Raw genomic sequence first — 17,023 nt, 5'->3', positions numbered from 1 at the left:
CGCGCCAAAGCGCTGGCAGTGTCTGCCTGTCTGTCTGCCCTGCTGTCAGCCTGTGCCGGGCAGCAGTCCGCCAGCATTCCCGACATTCCCGAAGGCGCCGAGGTCAAGGACCTCTACATCGTCGATTGCCTCCTGCCTGGCCAGGTGCGCCAGCTGGGTAATACGACCTATATGACCCCCCGGCGGCCGGTACAGACCACGGCCCAGGACTGCCGTATCCGCGGCGGTGAGTATGTCGCCTACGACCGCTCCAACTACAAGACAGCCCTCAAGGTCTGGTTGCCCGCCGCCGAGGAGGGTGACGCCGAGGCCCAGAATACGGTGGGCGAAATCTTCGAGCAGGGCCTCGGGACCGAGCCCAACTACGAAGTCGCCGCCCTCTGGTACAAGCGTGCCGCCGAGCAGGGCCACAAGGGCGCCCAGTTCAACCTGGGTACCCTCTACGAAACCGGCCAGGGTGTGCCCCGGGACAAACAGGCGGCGCTCAACTGGTACCGCGCCGCCTGGGGCATCAGCGATGACGCCCTGGTCTACAAGTCGGACGCACAGAAGGCCTTGATTGCCCAGGCCGAGATGTACACCGAGAAGCAGGAGGCCGCGGTCGCCGCGGTCACGGCCTCCGCGACAGCCGCCGCCGTGGCGGCAGCCGAGGAACAGGCCCGCCTCGAGCGCGAACTCGAGAAGGCCCAGAGCAGTCCCACCCGGTCTGTGTCCGGTGCCGTCGCTGCTACCTCCACTGCGGCCAGTTCTCAGGTCGGTGCCCAGGCCCCCGCGGTGCGGGAAAATCTCGCCACGCCCGAGCCGGTGAACATGCAGGGCAAGAATTTTGGCCGTTACTATGCGCTGGTGATCGGCAACGGCGACTACACTTACCTCGACAAGCTGTCCACCTCGGTATCCGACGCCCAGCGGGTCAGCCAGGTGCTCAAGCAGCGTTACGGTTTCCAGGTGAAAGTGGTGACCAACGGCGACGACGCCTCCCTGTTGCGCGCCCTCAATCACATGAACAGCGAATTGACCCCGGAAGACAACCTGCTTATCTACTACACTGGATGGGGTAACCGGCGAGAGAGTGGTAACTATGAAGTGGGCTACTGGCTGCCCGTCAACTCCGAGCCGCCACCGGACGATACTTACTGGGTGCCAACGTCCCAGATCAGTTCGCACCTGGCGCGGCTGCCGGCCAAACGTATCATGGTCGTGGCGGACTCATCCTTTGCAGGCCTGCTGGCTGATAATCCGGCCTTCCTGCTTGCCAGCAGCGCGGCCCAGCTCAACAGTGAGGCCTATGTCAGCCTGCGCTTCCCCAACAAGGCGCGCCTGCTGATGACCTCCGGCAAGGATTGCCCGTTGCCCGCCAGCAACGATGCACGCAATTCGGTGTTTGCCGACGCCTTTATCGAGGTGCTGGAAAGCAACGATTCGGTACTGACCGCGCCGGCCCTGTACCTGGACATGATAGAGAAGCTGGAGGACCGCCAGCCTGAACTGGCGCCCGAGTTCAAGGCCATCAAACGGGCCGGTGATGAAGTGGGAGACTTTTTCTTTGTAGCACGCCAGTCCTGAGGGCTGGCCGGCCGCTGCCGCGACGTCCCGTCGCGCGGCAGGGCCTGAGGTAGGGAGCGGCAGGCGCCAGGCGCCGCCGCGATAATAACCAGCGCGAAAGCTGGTAAGAAAGAAGCAGTGAGCAGTACGCTGTGATATGCAGTATGCTGTGGCAAGCAGCAAGCTTGTCATACGCAGCAGAGCATACACAGCATAGAAAGCATAAAGAATTGGGCCCGCGCTCGATGAAAGCGTAGTCGTCGCGGGGCAAGGGACTTGATCAAGGGAGGCAGGATGCCACCCGTAACAACGCAAATAGCTGCCGGGGAAGAGCCGTGTCCAAGCGGTATCATATAGCCATAGTTGGTGCTGGGCCTGCTGGCCTGTCCGCTGCTGGCCGCGCTGCGCATTATGATGCGGAGTCCGGTGCTGCAGAGCCCACCTATATTCTGCTCGAAGGTTTCAACACCTTCGCCAAGACCATCCAGAAATACCAGAAAGGCAAGCACGTCATGGACGAGCCTGGCTTCCTGAATCTGCGCAGTGAAGTGGGCTTTACCGCCGGCAAGCGCGAGGAGATTCTCGGGGTCTGGGACGAAGCCCTGGCAGCGGGAATCAACATTCGCTACGACAGCGAAGTAGTCGCGATCGACGGCGAAAAGGGCGGCTTCAACCTGAAACTGGGCTCCGGCGACGCGGTCGAGGCAGAGCACATCGTGTTCTCCATTGGCACCCAGGGTAACCCCCGCACGCTGGGTGTCCCGGGGGATGCCGAGTCGGATTTTGTCCGCTACACCCTCGACGACCCGGAAGACTTCAAAGAGGAGACCATCGTGGTGGTCGGTGCCGGTGACGCGGCCATCGAGAACGCCATCGCCCTGTCGGATTACAACAAGGTCTTCATCATCAACCGGCGCAATGAATTCAGCCGGGCCAAGGACGGCAACTTGAACGCCGTGCTGGCGGCCATCAACGACAAGAATCGCCCCTTCTACTGTGTCTACGAGGCCAATGTGGCGGGGCTCGAACTACCCTCCGCTCCCGGGGCCAAGGGCGCGATTGTGCTGAGTACGCCCTCGGGTGAAGAGCGTATCGAATGCCACCGCATCATCGCCCGGCTCGGTACCATCCCGCCGCGCAAGTTTGTCGAATCCTGCGGTATCGTCATTACCAGCGATAACCCGGAGGCGGTGCCCGACGTCGACCGCCACTACCAGAGCAACGTGCCCGGCCTCTATATTATCGGCGCCCTGGGTGGCTACCCGCTGATCAAACAGGCGATGAACCAGGGCTACGACGTGGTGGAGTTCATCAACGGCAAGGACACCAAGCCCGCGGATTACCCGCTGCTGCAGGACCAGTTCTCCGGCCTGCCCTACGTGATGGACGCGGAAGACGTGCTGGACCTCTACCAGCAGCGGGTGCCGATGTTCCGGCACATGAATCCGCTGGCCTTCCGCGAGCTGATTATCGAGAGTCGCATTATTGTCAGCCTGCCGCCGGCGGAACTGGCCAGGGCGCCCCAGGGCGGCGAGCGTTCCACCGCATTTGTCGCCGCGGGAGAACCGCTGTACCGCAACGGCGAATTCAGCACCACTTTCTACACCCTCGTTGAGGGTGAGGTGCAATTGCAGCTGGAAAAGGACGGCCCCTGGCACACCATCAAGCCGGGCCAGTTCTTCGGCGAGATGAGCCTGATTTCCGGTCGCCCCCGGCAGGGCGACGCGGTGGTCTCCGAGGACGCCATCCTCATCGAGACCCCGCGCCGGATCATGGTCAAGCTGATGAACTCCAACAAGGAGGTCAGCAGCGGGATCGACCGGATCTTTGTCATGCGGGCGCTGCAGGCGGCGTTCCGGCCCCAGCTGACCCTGGAGGAGCTGGGCAACATTGCCGGGCAGGTCGAAACCCGCCAGTACAAGGCTGGCGAGGTGCTGTTTACCGAGGGTGAGGAGGGAGACTGCCTGCACCTGATCCGCAGCGGCACCGTGATGCTGACTCGCGGCGGTGCCAACCTGGTGGTCAACCAGAATCACTCGGGGGAACTGGCCGGCCAGATGGCCTTGATGGGAGCGCCCAGGCGCCGCGACACCGCCACCGCCGCGGTGCGCACAGAGACCATTGTGATCCGCCAGGCGGAATTTCTGGCACTGGTGGGGAGCCAGCCGGAACATGTCGCCACCCTGCAGGGGCGGCTCAGCGAGGTGCTGCGCAAATCCAACAGCATGGCGTCTCAGCCACAGGCCGCTGGAGCGATCGGTTTCCTGATGGGGCAGGGGCTCGGCGAGGCCACCAACGCCCTGGTGATCGACGAGACACTGTGCGTGGGCTGCGACAACTGCGAGCGCGCCTGTGCCGAGACCCACAACGGCATCTCCCGCCTGGACCGGGAATCCGGCGCCTCGCTGGCGGGGCTGCACGTGCCCATTTCCTGCCGCCACTGCGAATTACCGCACTGCATGAAGGACTGCCCGCCGGACGCCATTCGCCGATCCGCCAATGGCGAGGTGTTCATCAGTGACAGCTGTATCGGCTGCGGCAACTGCGAGACCAACTGCCCCTACGATGCGATCAAGCTGAGCTATGCAGCGCCGAAGAAACCCGGCCTGCTGTCGTGGTTGCTGCTGGGCCGCGGTCCGGGCCCTGGGGAGCCGGAGAGCTTTACCCCCAGTGCGGCCGCCAAGGACGCCGGCAAGAAAGCGGTGAAATGCGATGCCTGTATGGGCCGCCCCGGAGGACCGGCCTGCGTTCGCGCCTGCCCCACCGGCGCCGCGGTCCGGGTGTCTCCCGAACAATTCAGTGAGCTGGTGGAGGGGCACTGATGCACACCTCGTTACTGGCGTGGCGTAATTTTCGCTATGGCAAGTGGGCCCTGTTGCTGGGTGTCATCGGCATCGGCCTCTACCTCAGTCAGGGGGGCAATGCCGCCCAGCCGCCCAACGGCGGCACCTGGCAGGGTTACGTACTGGGCACTGTGGGAGCCCTGCTGATTGTGTGGCTCAGTGTGCTCGGCGTGCGCAAGCGACGCTACAGCTCCGCGGCGGGCACGGTACAGGGCTGGACCTCCGCCCACGTTTACCTCGGCGCGGTGCTGTTGCTCATCGGCACCCTGCACAGCGCAGCCCAGGTGGGCTGGAACGTGCACACCCTGGCGTATGCGCTGATGTGCCTGGTGATTTTTTCGGGTTTCTACGGGCTCTATGTCTACATCCACCTGCCCGGCCATCTGGCCACCAACAATGCCGGCAAGGATCGCGACGCCTGGCTGGAGGAACTGGCGGACCTCGACAGCAACATCCGCGACACGGTGGAGAGTTGTGATGCCGAACTCCAGGCCATGGCGTTGAGCGCTCTGGACCTGACCCAGCTCGGTGGCTCCACCTGGCAGCAACTGACGGCCAGGGACGGATCGCGGATTGTGTTGCCGGGCCAGAGCAAGGCGGTGAGCAATGCGGAGCAGGGCATTATCGTCAACGCCCTGTCGGAGCGTATCCCGGATGCCCGCAAGCAGTCGCAGGCGGAGGTGCTTAATGAACTGCTGGCCCTGTTCGGCCGCCGGCGGGTCATTCTTCACCTTCTGCGGCAGGATGTTCGCCTGAAAGGTCTGCTCAAGGTCTGGCTGTTTGTGCATATCCCGTTGACGATAGCGCTGCTGGTAGCGCTGTCGATCCACATCTTCTCCGTCTTCATTTACTGGTAGCGGCCGTGTATTTCCTGGTTAGACGACAAACCGGCCGCGGCAGCGGCGAAGCCCTGGAAAACGAGTACCAGGGCAATGAACTGACTCTCGGCAGCAGCGACGCCATGGTGCTCCTGCCGGGTCTGGCGGGTAGCCTCCAGCTCAAGCCTTCCAAAGGTGGGGTCCAGGTGGTTGCCAAGGGTATGGAGTTCCAGCTGGGTGATAAAACCCAGCGCAAAGGGACCCTGCCGCCCGGGGAAACCCTTTCGGTTGGCGGTTACGAGCTGAGCCTGTTCGAGGCCCCCTCCGGTTTCGAGCTCGGTCTGCTGGTGCGTCGCACCGGGCCGGTGAAGGCCAGTTTTGGCGGTGCCATGGAACTGGCGTTCAGCAGTCGGCGTCTCAGCTGGGCGCTGGCGCTGGTGGTGCTCGCCATCTTCCTGATCCTGCCTCTTGCGGGTGTCTTCCAGCCCGACGTGGCCCAGGCCCTGCGCAGCTCTCCTCTGCCGGATGACGGCCTCTGGTCCAGTGGCCCGCTGGTGGCGGCCCACGATACCAGCGGGGTGTCGGAGGATTGCCAGGCCTGTCATACCACACCTTTCGTGATGGTGGAGGATGCCGCCTGCCTGGAGTGTCACCGCGGGATGACCGAACACGTGGACATCGCCCTGCACCCGGCTGAGGCGTTCGCCGGCGAGCGCTGCGCTACCTGTCACCGTGAACACAACGAGCCCGAGCAGCTGGTGCGCCTGGATAACGGCCTGTGTGTGGATTGTCACGCCACGCCCGCCGACTGGCCGGGAGCAGAGGGCATGGAGGCGGTGAGCGCCTTTACGACCGCCGCCCACCCGGAGTTCCGCCTCGGCCTGCTGACGCCCCAGGGCCCCGGTGGCGCCCACGGCTGGAAACTGGAGCGGGTGCGCGCCGATCAGCCGGACCTGCAGGAGCGCTCCAACCTGAAGTTCACCCATGCGGTGCACCTCGACGTCGAGAAAGTACAGGATGAGGCCAGCGGCGAGGCACTGGTCTGCGCCTCCTGCCACGTACCCAAGGACGATGGCGAGCACTTCGAAGAAATCTCCATGGATGCGCATTGCCGCAGTTGCCACGGTCTGAGCTTTGACGTTTTCGACCCTGAACTGGAGTTGCCCCACGGCGACCTGCGCGCGGCCATCACGGCGATGGAAGCGCACTTTATCCGCGAGTTTACCGACCCGGACCTGCGCGCCGAACGCGCCGGCCAGAAACCCCGTCGGGTGCCCGGCAAGCGCTATGCCGCCGCCAGCTGTGAGGGCACGGGCCTGGATTGCGGCCGCGCCGAAGCGCTCAAAGAGGCCGAGTACCAGTTCGAGCAGACTGGCTGTATCACCTGCCACGAAGTGATGGACACTGGCGCGGCGGATATTTTTGACCGCTGGTATGTGCAGCCCATCCGGATAACCGCTGACTGGTATCCGAAGGGCGTGTTTGACCATACCAGTCACCTGAGCTTAGCTTGGGATGAGACGACAGAAGTCTGCGAGGCCTGTCACGCAGCCAGTGCTTCAGACGATGCTCGCGATATTCTGATTCCCGGTGAGGACAATTGCCTCTCCTGTCACGCTGAGGACAAGGGTCTGACCGCGGTGGGTTGCGTGGGCTGCCACGCCTTCCACCAGCGCGATGGCAGCCTCTCGCTACAGGCGCGGAGCTCGCCACATGCCAAGCTGGAACAGCAGGGAGAGTAGATCCATGAGTTGGCGGATTCTGATACTTGGTGCGGCACTGGTGCTGACGGCCTGTGGTGGTGGGAGCAGCAGCGGCAGTGGCGCGGGTGCCTCGGTGGATACCGACGAGGACAACACGCCCTGTACCGGCCAGTGTGCCGGGGACGAAAACTGGCTGACGGTGAGCGACGTCAAGCGGGTGCTGGCCCAGGGCATCGCCCAGGCCCGGGCCCAGGGCGCCGAAGCCACCATCGCGGTGGTGGACAGGGTGGGTAATGTCCTCGCCGTGCACCGGATGGCGGCGGAGGCGCCGGCCATTACCATCAGTACGACCTTCCCGACGACCATCAGCACCGGGCTGGAAGGTGTGGTGCTGCCGGCGGGCCTGGACGGTGACGCCCTGGCGGCCATCACCAAGGCCATCACCGGGGCCTACCTGTCCAGTGAGGGCAATGCCTTCTCCTCCCGCACCGCCAACCAGATTGTGCAGGAACACTTCAACCCGGGCGAGGAGAACCAGCCCTCCGGCCCGCTGTTCGGGGTGCAGTTCAGCCAGTTGGCCTGTTCCGATTTCACCCTGGCCGCCACTGGCCCACAGGTGACCAACCCTCCCGCCAACCTGCCGATCACCGCCACGGTTGGCCCGCAGCGTTCACCGCTGGGGCTGTCGGCGGATCCCGGTGGCTTCCCCCTGTACAAAAACGGGACCAACGTTGGCGGCGTTGGCGTGATCGCTGACGGCCAGTACAGCATCGACAAGAACATTCTCGATGTGGATCGCGACCTCGACGAGCAGATCGCCTTTGCCGCGACCTTCGGCTACGCCGGCCCGGTGGACCGCCGCGCCGACCGCATCACGGTCGAGGGCAAGACCTTCCGCTTCAGTGACGTCGGCTTTGGCGACCTGCCGGAGGACCCGGAGCAGGCCCCCGACTACGACACTCTCACCGGCGCGGGCAGCCTGGTGGCGGTGCGCGGTTACAGCCGCAACCAGGTCATTGCCGGTACCGCCTTCGGCCGGCCGGGTTCCGGCATCCGGCCCGCGGCCGGGTTCGATGGCCTCGATGCCTTCGTCTTCGTCGACCAGAACAACAACAACCGTTATCCGCCACGCGCGGGAACCGACGCCACCCAGATCGGCGACGCGTCTCTGACCGCTGCGGAAGTGCGCCAGTTACTGACATCCGCCATTACCGTGGCCAACCGCGCCCGTGCCCAGATCCGGCGACCGGTAGGTAGCCAGGCCCGGGTCACCGTGTCCATCGTGGATAGCCAGGGCCAGATACTCGGCATGCTCCGCACCCGCGACGCGCCGGTATTCGGCGCCGATGTGTCCCTGCAGAAGGCGCGGACAGCGGCGATTTTCTCCTCGCCCGACGCAGCGGAATTCTTCCGCGGCATTACGACACCGACGAATTACGTGGATGAAAATCTCGAGCTCAAGGCCCAGGTCTTTATCCCGGACTATGTGGATGCCGTACAGACCTTCGTCGGCCCGCAGGCGCTGACTGACGGTACCGCCTTCTCTGACCGTGCCGGTGGCAACCTGTCGCGGCCCTTTTACCCGGACGGTATCCGCGGTAACCCGAATGGCCCCCTGAGCAAGTCCTTCGCCAACAATGAGTGGAGCGTGTTTTCCACCGGGATGCAGCTCGACCTGTCGCTCAACAATATTCTCGGTCACGTGTTGTTTGCCGTGGGGGCTGCGCCTACTGACGTTGGGCCCAACTGCGCCCAATCCGCCGTGCCCCGCATCGCCAACGGCACCCAGATTTTCCCGGGCAGCGTGCCGATCTACCGCGGTGACACCCTGGTGGGCGGCATTGGCGTATCCGGCGACGGTATCGACCAGGACGACATGATTTCCTTCCTCGGCTTGCACGAGGCGGGGCAGGCCCTGGGCGGCGCCATCAATAACGCACCGAAAGAGATGCGGGCCGATCGCCTGACGCCCCGCGGTGACCGTCTGCGCTACATCCAGTGCCCGCAGACGCCTTATATCGACAGCGATGAACAGCAAGTGTGTTCAGGGAAGTGATGCCATGGATGCCAATCGCGTGAACCGAACCCGCTCATCCTCCGCCACTACCCTGTGGCGCTGGTTGCCGCCGGTGGTGCTCGCCGCCAGTTCCAGCCTGGTCCTCACCACTACGGCCCAGGCGCAAACCGAGGAAGAAGCGGCCCTGGTGGTCTGCGACGACAAGGACGCCCGTGATCGCGGGCGCAGTACCCGGCGCCGTGCCGGGGGCTCCAACCGCGATTGTGAGTACCGCGAAATCGTGGTCGATGAAGAAACCGGCGAGGTGCTGCGGGAGCGGCCCGTTGCCATCCAGCGCGACGTGGTGCCGCGCCGCTACTCCGACATACCCCGGCCCACCGCGGAGGATTACGTCGCCCTGGTGCCGATCCCCGACCGCTGGCGGATCGTCGACTCACTGGGCTACCCGAACAACAAGTGGGACCCGTATAACCAGAATGTGATCAAGGGCGACAAGCCCATCCACGGCGACTGGTTCTTCAACGTGACCGCCATTTCCGACACAGTGGTCGAATTCCGCGAGGTACCGACGCCGGTGGGTGTGCAGTCTACCGACCGCTCCGGCGAACTGGATGTACTGGGGAGCACCGAACAGGCCCTGTTCAACGAGAACCTGGCGGTGGAACTGGTGTACTACCAGGGTGACACCGTATTCCGGCCCCCGGATTGGGAGTTCCGTTTTACCCCGGTGTTCAACTACAACTACACCGAACTGGAAGAGATCACCGGGGTCAACGCCGATCCGGGCGACGGGGTCGACCGCCACGACAACCACGTGGGTATCCAGGCGGCCTTTGTTGACAAGCACCTGCGCAACGTAGGCGACCGCTATGACTTCGACAGCCTGCGGGTAGGCATCCAGCCCTTCTCCAGCGATTTCCGCGGCTTCCTGTTCCAGGATTCGCAGTTCGGTGCGCGCCTGTTCGGCATCCGGCACAACAACCGCTTCCAGTACAACCTGGCCTGGTTCCGCCTGCTGGAGAAAGACACCAACTCCGGCCTCAATGACGTCAGCGAGGACCTGCGCGATAACGACGTGTTCATCGCCAATGTGTACTGGCAGGACATGCCCAAGCTGGGCTTCTTCTCCCAGGCCACGGTGGCCTACAACCGCAGCCGCGAAGATGATTTCTTCTACGACACCAACGACTTTATCCAGCGCCCGGCCTCCCTCGGCCAGGAGCGGATGCGTGACTACGACGTCTACTATATCGGCTACAACGGCGACGGACACTTCGGCCGCCTGAACCTCACCGTGTCTGCCTACGCCGCTTTCGGCGAGGAAGACGGCGGGGTGTTCACCGGGGAAGACTCGGATATCGAAGCCTTCTTCTTCGCCGCCGAGCCGGGCCTCGACCTGGACTGGATTCGCCTGCGCGGCTCCTTCCTCTTCGCCAGCGGCGACGACGACCCCTTCGATGACAAGAGCCAGGGCTACGCCGCCATCTTTGAGAACCCGCAGTTTGCCGGCGCCGACACCAGCTACTGGATTCGCCAGGGCGTACCGCTGATCGGTGGTGGCCGGGTGGCCCTGTCCCAGCGCAACGCGGTCCTGCCAGACCTGCGCTCCTCCAAGGAGCACGGCCTGTCCAACTTCACCAACCCGGGCCTGTGGCTGGCGGGTGGCGGTGTCGACCTGGACCTGCTGCCGGAGTTGCGCCTGTCGTTCAATGCCAATTACCTGGCCTTCGCCGAGACCGAAGTGCTGGAGGTGGCACGCCAACAGTCCAACGTGGACGAGGAGATTGGTCTCGATCTCTCCGCCGCGCTGATCTGGCGGCCGTTCATGAGCCAGAACGTGGTGGCTCGACTGTCCTACGCCCAGTTGCTGGGGGGCGATGGCTTTAAAGATCTGTACGGGGATGAGGATCCTTACTCCCTGTTACTGAACGTGATTCTGACTTTCTGAGGGGCCGACATGGAACGCAATTACAGCCCGAGAAGGCCCACCCTGTTCCAGTGCTGGGCACTGGCATTAGGTGCCGTGCTGCTGGCACTACCGGTGAGCTACACCCTGAGTGCCGGCGGGGAACACCCGGTGGAACGCAACCATGTCACCGCGCCCTCGGCGCCGGCCAGCCAGACTGCCGCCGAGGTGGCGGCCAAGACGGATGGCTGCGTGACCTGTCACACCGCGACAGACCAGAAAACCATGCACGCCAATTCGGCGGTGAAACTGGGGTGTACCGACTGCCACGGCGGTGACGCCGGCGTCAGCAAGCCCGGCGGCACCAATTCCCTGGCCGATACCAGCTATCGCACGGCCATGGAGGCGGCACACGTGCTGCCCCTGTACCCGGAAACCTGGCACTACCCCTCCAGCGCCAACCCGGAGCGCACCTATACCCTGCTCAACAAGGAGAGCCCGGAATTTGTTCGCTTTGTGAACCCCTCCGACTACCGCATTGCGGAAGAGGCCTGTGGTGCCTGTCACCTGCCGATCATCGAGGCCGCCAAGCGCAGCCTGATGGCGACCTCCGCCATGCTGTGGGGCGGTGCCGCCTACAACAACGGTATCCTGCCCTTCAAACGTTACATTCTCGGTGAGGGCTATACCCGCGAGGGTGTCGGTGCGGCCATTCCCGGTCCGGTCAAGCCGACCGAGCAGATGACCATGATGAGCATCCTGCCGGAGCTGTACCCCCTGCCGGCCTGGGAGACCATCAAGCCCGGTGACATCTTCCGCGTGTTCGAGCGCGGCGGGCGTAACATTTCCAACCTGTTCCCGGAAACCGGCCTGCCCAACGCCCTCGGCCAGCTGCAGCGCCTGGAGGAGCCCGGTCGCCCGGACTTCCGCCAGTCCAACCGGGGCCCGGGTACCGGGGCGCGGATCTCGGTGCCGGTGATCAACATCACCAAGACCCGTCTGAATGACCCTCACACCTGGTTCATGGGCACCAACGACCAGCCCGGGGACTACCGCTCCTCCGGTTGTGCCTCCTGCCACGTGGTGTACGCCAACGACCGGGACCCCAAGCACTCGGGCCAGTACGCCGCCGCCGGTCACACTGGCGAGACCCAGACTGCCGACCCCACCATTCCCAAGGGGGAGAGCGGGCACCCGCTGAAACACGAATTCACCCGGGCTATTCCCACCAGCCAGTGCATGGTCTGTCACATGCACCAGCCCAACATGTTCATCAATACCTACATGGGTTACACCATGTGGGACTACGAATCCGACGCGCCCTTCATGTGGCCCGAGGAGCAGGTCTACCCGACGGACGAAGAGCGGCACGAAGTGCTGGAACGCAACCCTGAGGGGGCCTCTCCCCGCGGCAAGTGGGCCGATGTCGAGTTCCTCAAGGCCGTTTCGGAGATGAATCCGAAGCTGAAGGACACCCAGTTCGCCGACTACCACGGCCACGGCTGGAACTTCCGCGCCATCTTCAAGCGCGACCGGACCGGTAACCTGCTCGACGCCGAAGGCAATATCGTCGCCGATAACGACCCCGAGAAATTCGACAAGGCGGTGCACATGGCCTCCATCCACATGGATGTCGGCATGCACTGTGTGGACTGTCACTACGCCCAGGACAACCACGGTAACGGCCATATCTACGGCGAGGTGGCCGCGGCGGTGGAGATCGACTGCAAGGACTGCCACGGCACCTCCCAGGCCTATCCCAACCTGTTCACGTCCGGCCCCGCGGCCCTGGAAGGGGGTACCGACCTCGGCGCCATCCGTAACCCGGACGGCCAGAAGCGCTTCGAATGGATTGGCAACAAGCTCATCCAGCGTTCGGTGCTCGACCCTGAACTCGAGTGGGAGGTCAGCCTGGTCAAGGACGCGGTTACGCCTGGCAACGAGCACTACAACGAGAAAGCCGCTCGCGCCAAGTTGATGAGCAAGAACACGGCGACCCAGGAATGGGGCACCGAGGTGGCGTCTGATGAACTGGCCCACTCCTACGACGAGATGGAGTGCTACACCTGCCACACCTCCTGGACCACCAGTTGTGGCGGCTGTCACCTGCCCATCGAGGCCAACAACAAGACTGAACGCCATCACTACGAAGGCGGGGAGAGCCGGAACTACGCCACCTACAACCCGCAGGTGGCGCGGGACCAGACCTTCCACATCGGCAAGCGTGAGACCGCCAAGGGTGGCAAGTATGCGCCGGTGAGGTCGACCTCGGCCCTGGTGCTGTCGTCCACCAACTCCAACCGCGAGCGGATCTACATCCAGCAACCGCCGATCGCGGCCAGTGGCTACAGCTCGCAGGCCTTCAACCCGCACTTCCCGCACACCGTACGCAAGACCGAGACCAAGGAGTGCGAGGACTGCCACCTGTCCAAGGCCAATGACAATAACGCCATCATGGCCACGCTGATGATGTACGGCGCGGACTTTATCGACCTGATGGGACACTTCGCCTACGTCGGTAGCGAGGAACACGTGACCGGCGTCGAGGTGACGGAATGGGAGGAGCCCCAGGCCGTGCGCGGCAGTTACCTGCACAAGTACGCCTACCCGGACTTCTACCAGCAGCACCTGGATAACGGTGGCGTATTGAAATCCGAGACGGCCCATCCCCACAGCACCGGTCCGGTCAACTGCGTGCAGATGCGCGGCGAGTACCTGTACGTGGCCGAGGGCGACAAGGGCATGCAGGTTTATGACATTGCCAGCATCTCCAACAAGGGCATTTCCCAGCGGATCATTACCGCACCCTTCAGCCCCCTGGGTCACGACACCCAGGTCGAGAGCGCCAATGCGACCTGCGTTGTGCTGCCCACCACCCAGCCGGTGCAACCTTCGCGCAACGAGGGTGAGCTGATGCGCGACATCAACCTGGAGCAGCCCTTCCACCCGATCTACCGGTACGCCTTCATTACCGACGCTGAGGAAGGCCTGATCCTGGTGGACATCGATACCCTCCACGACGGCGAACCCCGCAATAACTTCCTCGAGCGGGCCCTGACCTGGAACGAGGGCGGTGTGCTCACCGGTGCGCGGCACATGACCGTTGGCGGCAAGTACGCCTACATCATCGCCGATCGCGGCCTGGTGGTGCTGAATGTCGATACACCGCTGCAACCGAAAGTGGAGGCAGTGGTCCCGCTCAACAACGGGCACTCGGTGGCGCAGCAGTTCCGCTACCTGTTTGTGACCGATGCCGATGGCCTGAAGGTCATCGACATTACCAGTCCGACCCAACCGCAGCTGATGCAGGGCAACATGATCCCGCTGACCCAGGCCCACCGCCTGCACCTGGCGCGGACCTACGCCTACGTGGCGGCCGGTAGCGAGGGTCTGGTGATCGTCGACATCACCCAGCCCGAGAAGATGCGCCTGCTAACCAAGTTCACGGCCGGCGTGGTGGATGCCCGGGACGTGACGGTGGCTAGTACCAACGCCTCGCTGTTTGCCTATGTGGCCGATGGTGTCGGCGGCCTCAAGGTCCTGCAGCTGACCTCGCCGGAGATCCAGCCCAAGTTCTACGGCTTCAGCCCGGAACCGCGGCCGCACCTGATCGCCAGCTACCCGACGCCCTCTCCGGCCCTGTCCCTGAGCCGTCCGCTGGAGCGTGATCGCGGAGTGGACGAAACCGGGGGCCAGGTGGCGGTATTCGGACGGGTCGGTGCGCGACCGCTGAACTACGACGAGATGCGCAGGATGTACCTGGATGAGAATGGCAAGCCCTGGTTTGTCGAGAACGAGCCGGCGAAAGAGGAGGCCGAGCGTCAATGAGGGAGCTGTTCAATCACCGGCAACAGCGGGGCTGGCTGGCCCTGCTGGCCGGGTTGTGTATGCCCGCCCTGGTGGCTGCCGCGCCCCTGCCGGAAACCGGTGCCAACCCCCACGAGGGGGTTGCGAGCTGCGCTACCAGCGTGTGCCACGGCAAGGTCAGCGAGGACGAGAATTCCACCGTCTGGCTGAATGAGTACCGGATCTGGTTGCGCAATGACTATCACTCCCGGGCCTATCGCACCCTGCAGACGGAGCAGAGCCAGGCGATAGCACGCAAGATGGGGCTGCCCAGCGCCGCCGGCGCCAAAATCTGCCTCGACTGCCACGCCGACAACGTCGCCACCGAGGCGCGGGGCCGGCGTTTCCAGATCTCTGACGGGGTGGGTTGTGAAGCCTGCCACGGCGGGTCAGGTCAATGGCTGGAGTCCCATGCGGAAGCCGGTACCAGCCACGCCGACAACCTGGCCAAGGGAATGTATCCAACAGAGCAGCCGCTGGAGCGCGCGCGTCTGTGCCTGTCCTGCCACCTCGGCACCAAGGACAAGTTTGCTACCCATGAGATTATGGGGGCCGGGCACCCACGCCTGGCCTTCGAACTGGAGACGTTCACGGTCAACCAGCCAAAGCACTATGACGTGGACGCCGACTATCGCGATCGCAAGCCCGCGATCTCCTCGGTGAACATGTGGCTGGCGGGCCTCGCCGTGAGCGGCCAGGCGACGCTGGAGCTATTACAGGAAGACTGGTTTACCAAGCAGAGCCTGATGCCGGAGCTGTCGTTCTACCAGTGTCATGCCTGTCACCACCCGATGAGCGACCTGCGCTGGTCGCCGGAAGGCACCCCGCCCGGCACCGTACGCCTGAACGATGCCAGCCTGCTGGTGCTCGCCGAGGTGCTGGATATCCTCGGGGAAGGCGATGGCGCCACGCTGCGCAGCGGCCTCAAGCAGTTGCACCAGGCCTCGCTGCAGAATCGCGGTGCGGTGGTCGCCCAGGCCAAATCCCTGGCGGGCAAGGTCGACCCGATCGCGCGCCAGGTGAGTTCGGCCAGCTATGGCACCGACAGCATGCGCAGCTTGCGTCAGGGCTTGTTGCAGCGTGCCGTCTCCGGGCGTTTCCGTCACTTCACTGCTGCCGAACAGGTTTTCCTTGCCGTTGAAACCCTCTCCATCTCCCTCGGGGATTCAGACCGTCTGGAATCTTTACTGGACGCGTGGTTCAAGTCCGTGGAAGATGAGAACACCTTCGTACCGCAGCAATTTGCGGTGCGGGCAAACCAGGTTTTGGGGGGCTTGTGAGCGCATTGGAGGTGGTAGCAGAGGGAAGCGGTGCCTCGCACGTAGGGCAGCGCAAACATAATGAGGACGCCTACCTGCTGGACGCACCGCAATCGCTGGCCGTAGTGGCCGATGGCGTTGGCGGGCACCAGGCGGGTGAGGTGGCCAGTGCGATTACCTGCGAGGTCATTCAGCGTGAGGTAAACGCGGGACGTTCGATAGAAGACGGGATTCGCGCCGCCAACCGCGAGGTGATGGCGGCGGTCGCCCAGGGCCGGGGCAAGGCCGGCATGGCTTCTACCGTGGTTGTGGCCCGTTTCTCCGACAGCGACTTCGAGCTGGCCTGGGTGGGAGACAGCCGCGCCTATCTCTGGGACGGCCAGTTGAAACTGCTGACCCGGGACCATTCCTATGTGCAGGCCCTGCTGGCCAAGGGGCAGATCACCCTGGCCCAGGCGCGCAATCACCCGCGCAAGAACGTGATCGTGCAGGCGATTGGCCTGCAGGAAGACGACAAGCTCGAAGTGGGCATCAACTGCGGTCGACTTTCGCCGGGTCAGGTATTGCTCCTGTGTAGCGACGGTTTGTCGGACGTCCTCGACAGTTCGGTGATGAGCGAGATCCTGGGGTCCGACAGGCCCCTCCGGGACCGTTGCGAAACCCTGGTGGAAACGGCCGTGCGGGCCGGCGGACGGGACAACATCACCGTGATCGTCCTGCCCGGTGTGGCTGCGCACTCCGAGGCGGGCCTGCTGGAGCCTGAGGTACTGTGGACTTTCGATCCGGCCACCGGTGAGTACAGTGGCCTGCCAGAACTGGAAGCGGTAGACGAAAACGCCACACCGATACCGATTCCAGCGGTGCGCCGGGTGGTGGCGCGCAAGGGCGGAGCCGAAGCTCCCACCCAGCCCGAATCCACCCAGATGATGTCAGCCACAGAAATTGCGGCGGCCCGGGAGGCCATGCAGCGAGAGAAAGACTCGCGCCGTAATCGGACTATATTCTGGATAGTGGCGGCGGTATTGGTAGCGGGAAGTGTGGTATACAGCCTCGGCATTATTGCCTCGGGCTGAGGAAGGAAAATAG

9 protein-coding genes are annotated in these 17,023 nt (G+C 63.9%); all 9 read left to right on the top strand.

The features are described 5' to 3' along the window. Positions 1 to 18 precede the first annotated feature (18 nt). The 9 genes from FV139_RS04485 to FV139_RS04445 all read left to right on the top strand — a co-directional run bounded on the left by FV139_RS04485 (position 19) and on the right by FV139_RS04445 (position 17,010). On the top strand, positions 19 to 1,566 hold the full coding sequence (locus tag FV139_RS04485) for a caspase family protein (protein WP_213004016.1): 1,548 nt from the start codon (positions 19 to 21) through the stop codon (positions 1,564 to 1,566). Positions 1,567 to 1,880: 314 nt separating this feature from the next. After that, positions 1,881 to 4,367 carry a cyclic nucleotide-binding domain-containing protein gene (locus FV139_RS04480; protein WP_148066993.1) on the top strand — a complete coding sequence of 829 codons (2,487 nt, stop codon included), beginning with the start codon at positions 1,881 to 1,883 and terminating at the stop codon, positions 4,365 to 4,367. Continuing rightward, positions 4,367 to 5,245, top strand: coding sequence for a hypothetical protein (locus FV139_RS04475; protein WP_148066992.1), 879 nt, complete (start codon positions 4,367 to 4,369; stop codon positions 5,243 to 5,245). The genes FV139_RS04480 and FV139_RS04475 overlap by 1 nt, the downstream gene beginning before the upstream one ends. 5 nt (positions 5,246 to 5,250) lie before the next feature. Then, positions 5,251 to 6,948, top strand: coding sequence for a cytochrome c3 family protein (locus tag FV139_RS04470; RefSeq protein WP_148066991.1), 1,698 nt, complete (start codon positions 5,251 to 5,253; stop codon positions 6,946 to 6,948). 4 nt (positions 6,949 to 6,952) lie between these two features. After that, entirely contained in the window at positions 6,953 to 8,965 is a 2,013-nt protein-coding gene (locus FV139_RS04465) for a heme-binding protein (protein ID WP_148066990.1), read from the top strand. Between the two features lie 4 nt (positions 8,966 to 8,969). Beyond that, entirely contained in the window at positions 8,970 to 10,874 is a 1,905-nt protein-coding gene (locus FV139_RS04460; protein WP_148066989.1) for a hypothetical protein, read from the top strand. 9 nt (positions 10,875 to 10,883) lie between these two features. Then, positions 10,884 to 14,660: an LVIVD repeat-containing protein gene (locus FV139_RS04455; RefSeq protein WP_148066988.1), complete on the top strand. Its 3,777-nt coding sequence runs from the start codon at positions 10,884 to 10,886 to the stop codon at positions 14,658 to 14,660. Further along, positions 14,657 to 15,958, top strand: coding sequence for a multiheme c-type cytochrome (locus tag FV139_RS04450; RefSeq protein WP_148066987.1), 1,302 nt, complete (start codon positions 14,657 to 14,659; stop codon positions 15,956 to 15,958). Before FV139_RS04455 ends, FV139_RS04450 begins: the two co-directional genes overlap by 4 nt. Then, the gene (locus FV139_RS04445; protein WP_187276389.1) at positions 15,955 to 17,010 is read left to right on the top strand and encodes a protein phosphatase 2C domain-containing protein; all 1,056 of its coding nucleotides are present in this window, start codon (positions 15,955 to 15,957) and stop codon (positions 17,008 to 17,010) included. The genes FV139_RS04450 and FV139_RS04445 overlap by 4 nt, the downstream gene beginning before the upstream one ends. Positions 17,011 to 17,023: the final 13 nt, after the last annotated feature.

It is taken from the genome of Parahaliea maris, assembly GCF_008064665.1.
Classification (GTDB): Bacteria; Pseudomonadota; Gammaproteobacteria; order Pseudomonadales; family Halieaceae; genus Parahaliea; species Parahaliea maris.
Note: the sequence above shows the minus strand (reverse complement) of the source record. Positions and strands in the feature narration are given on the sequence as shown.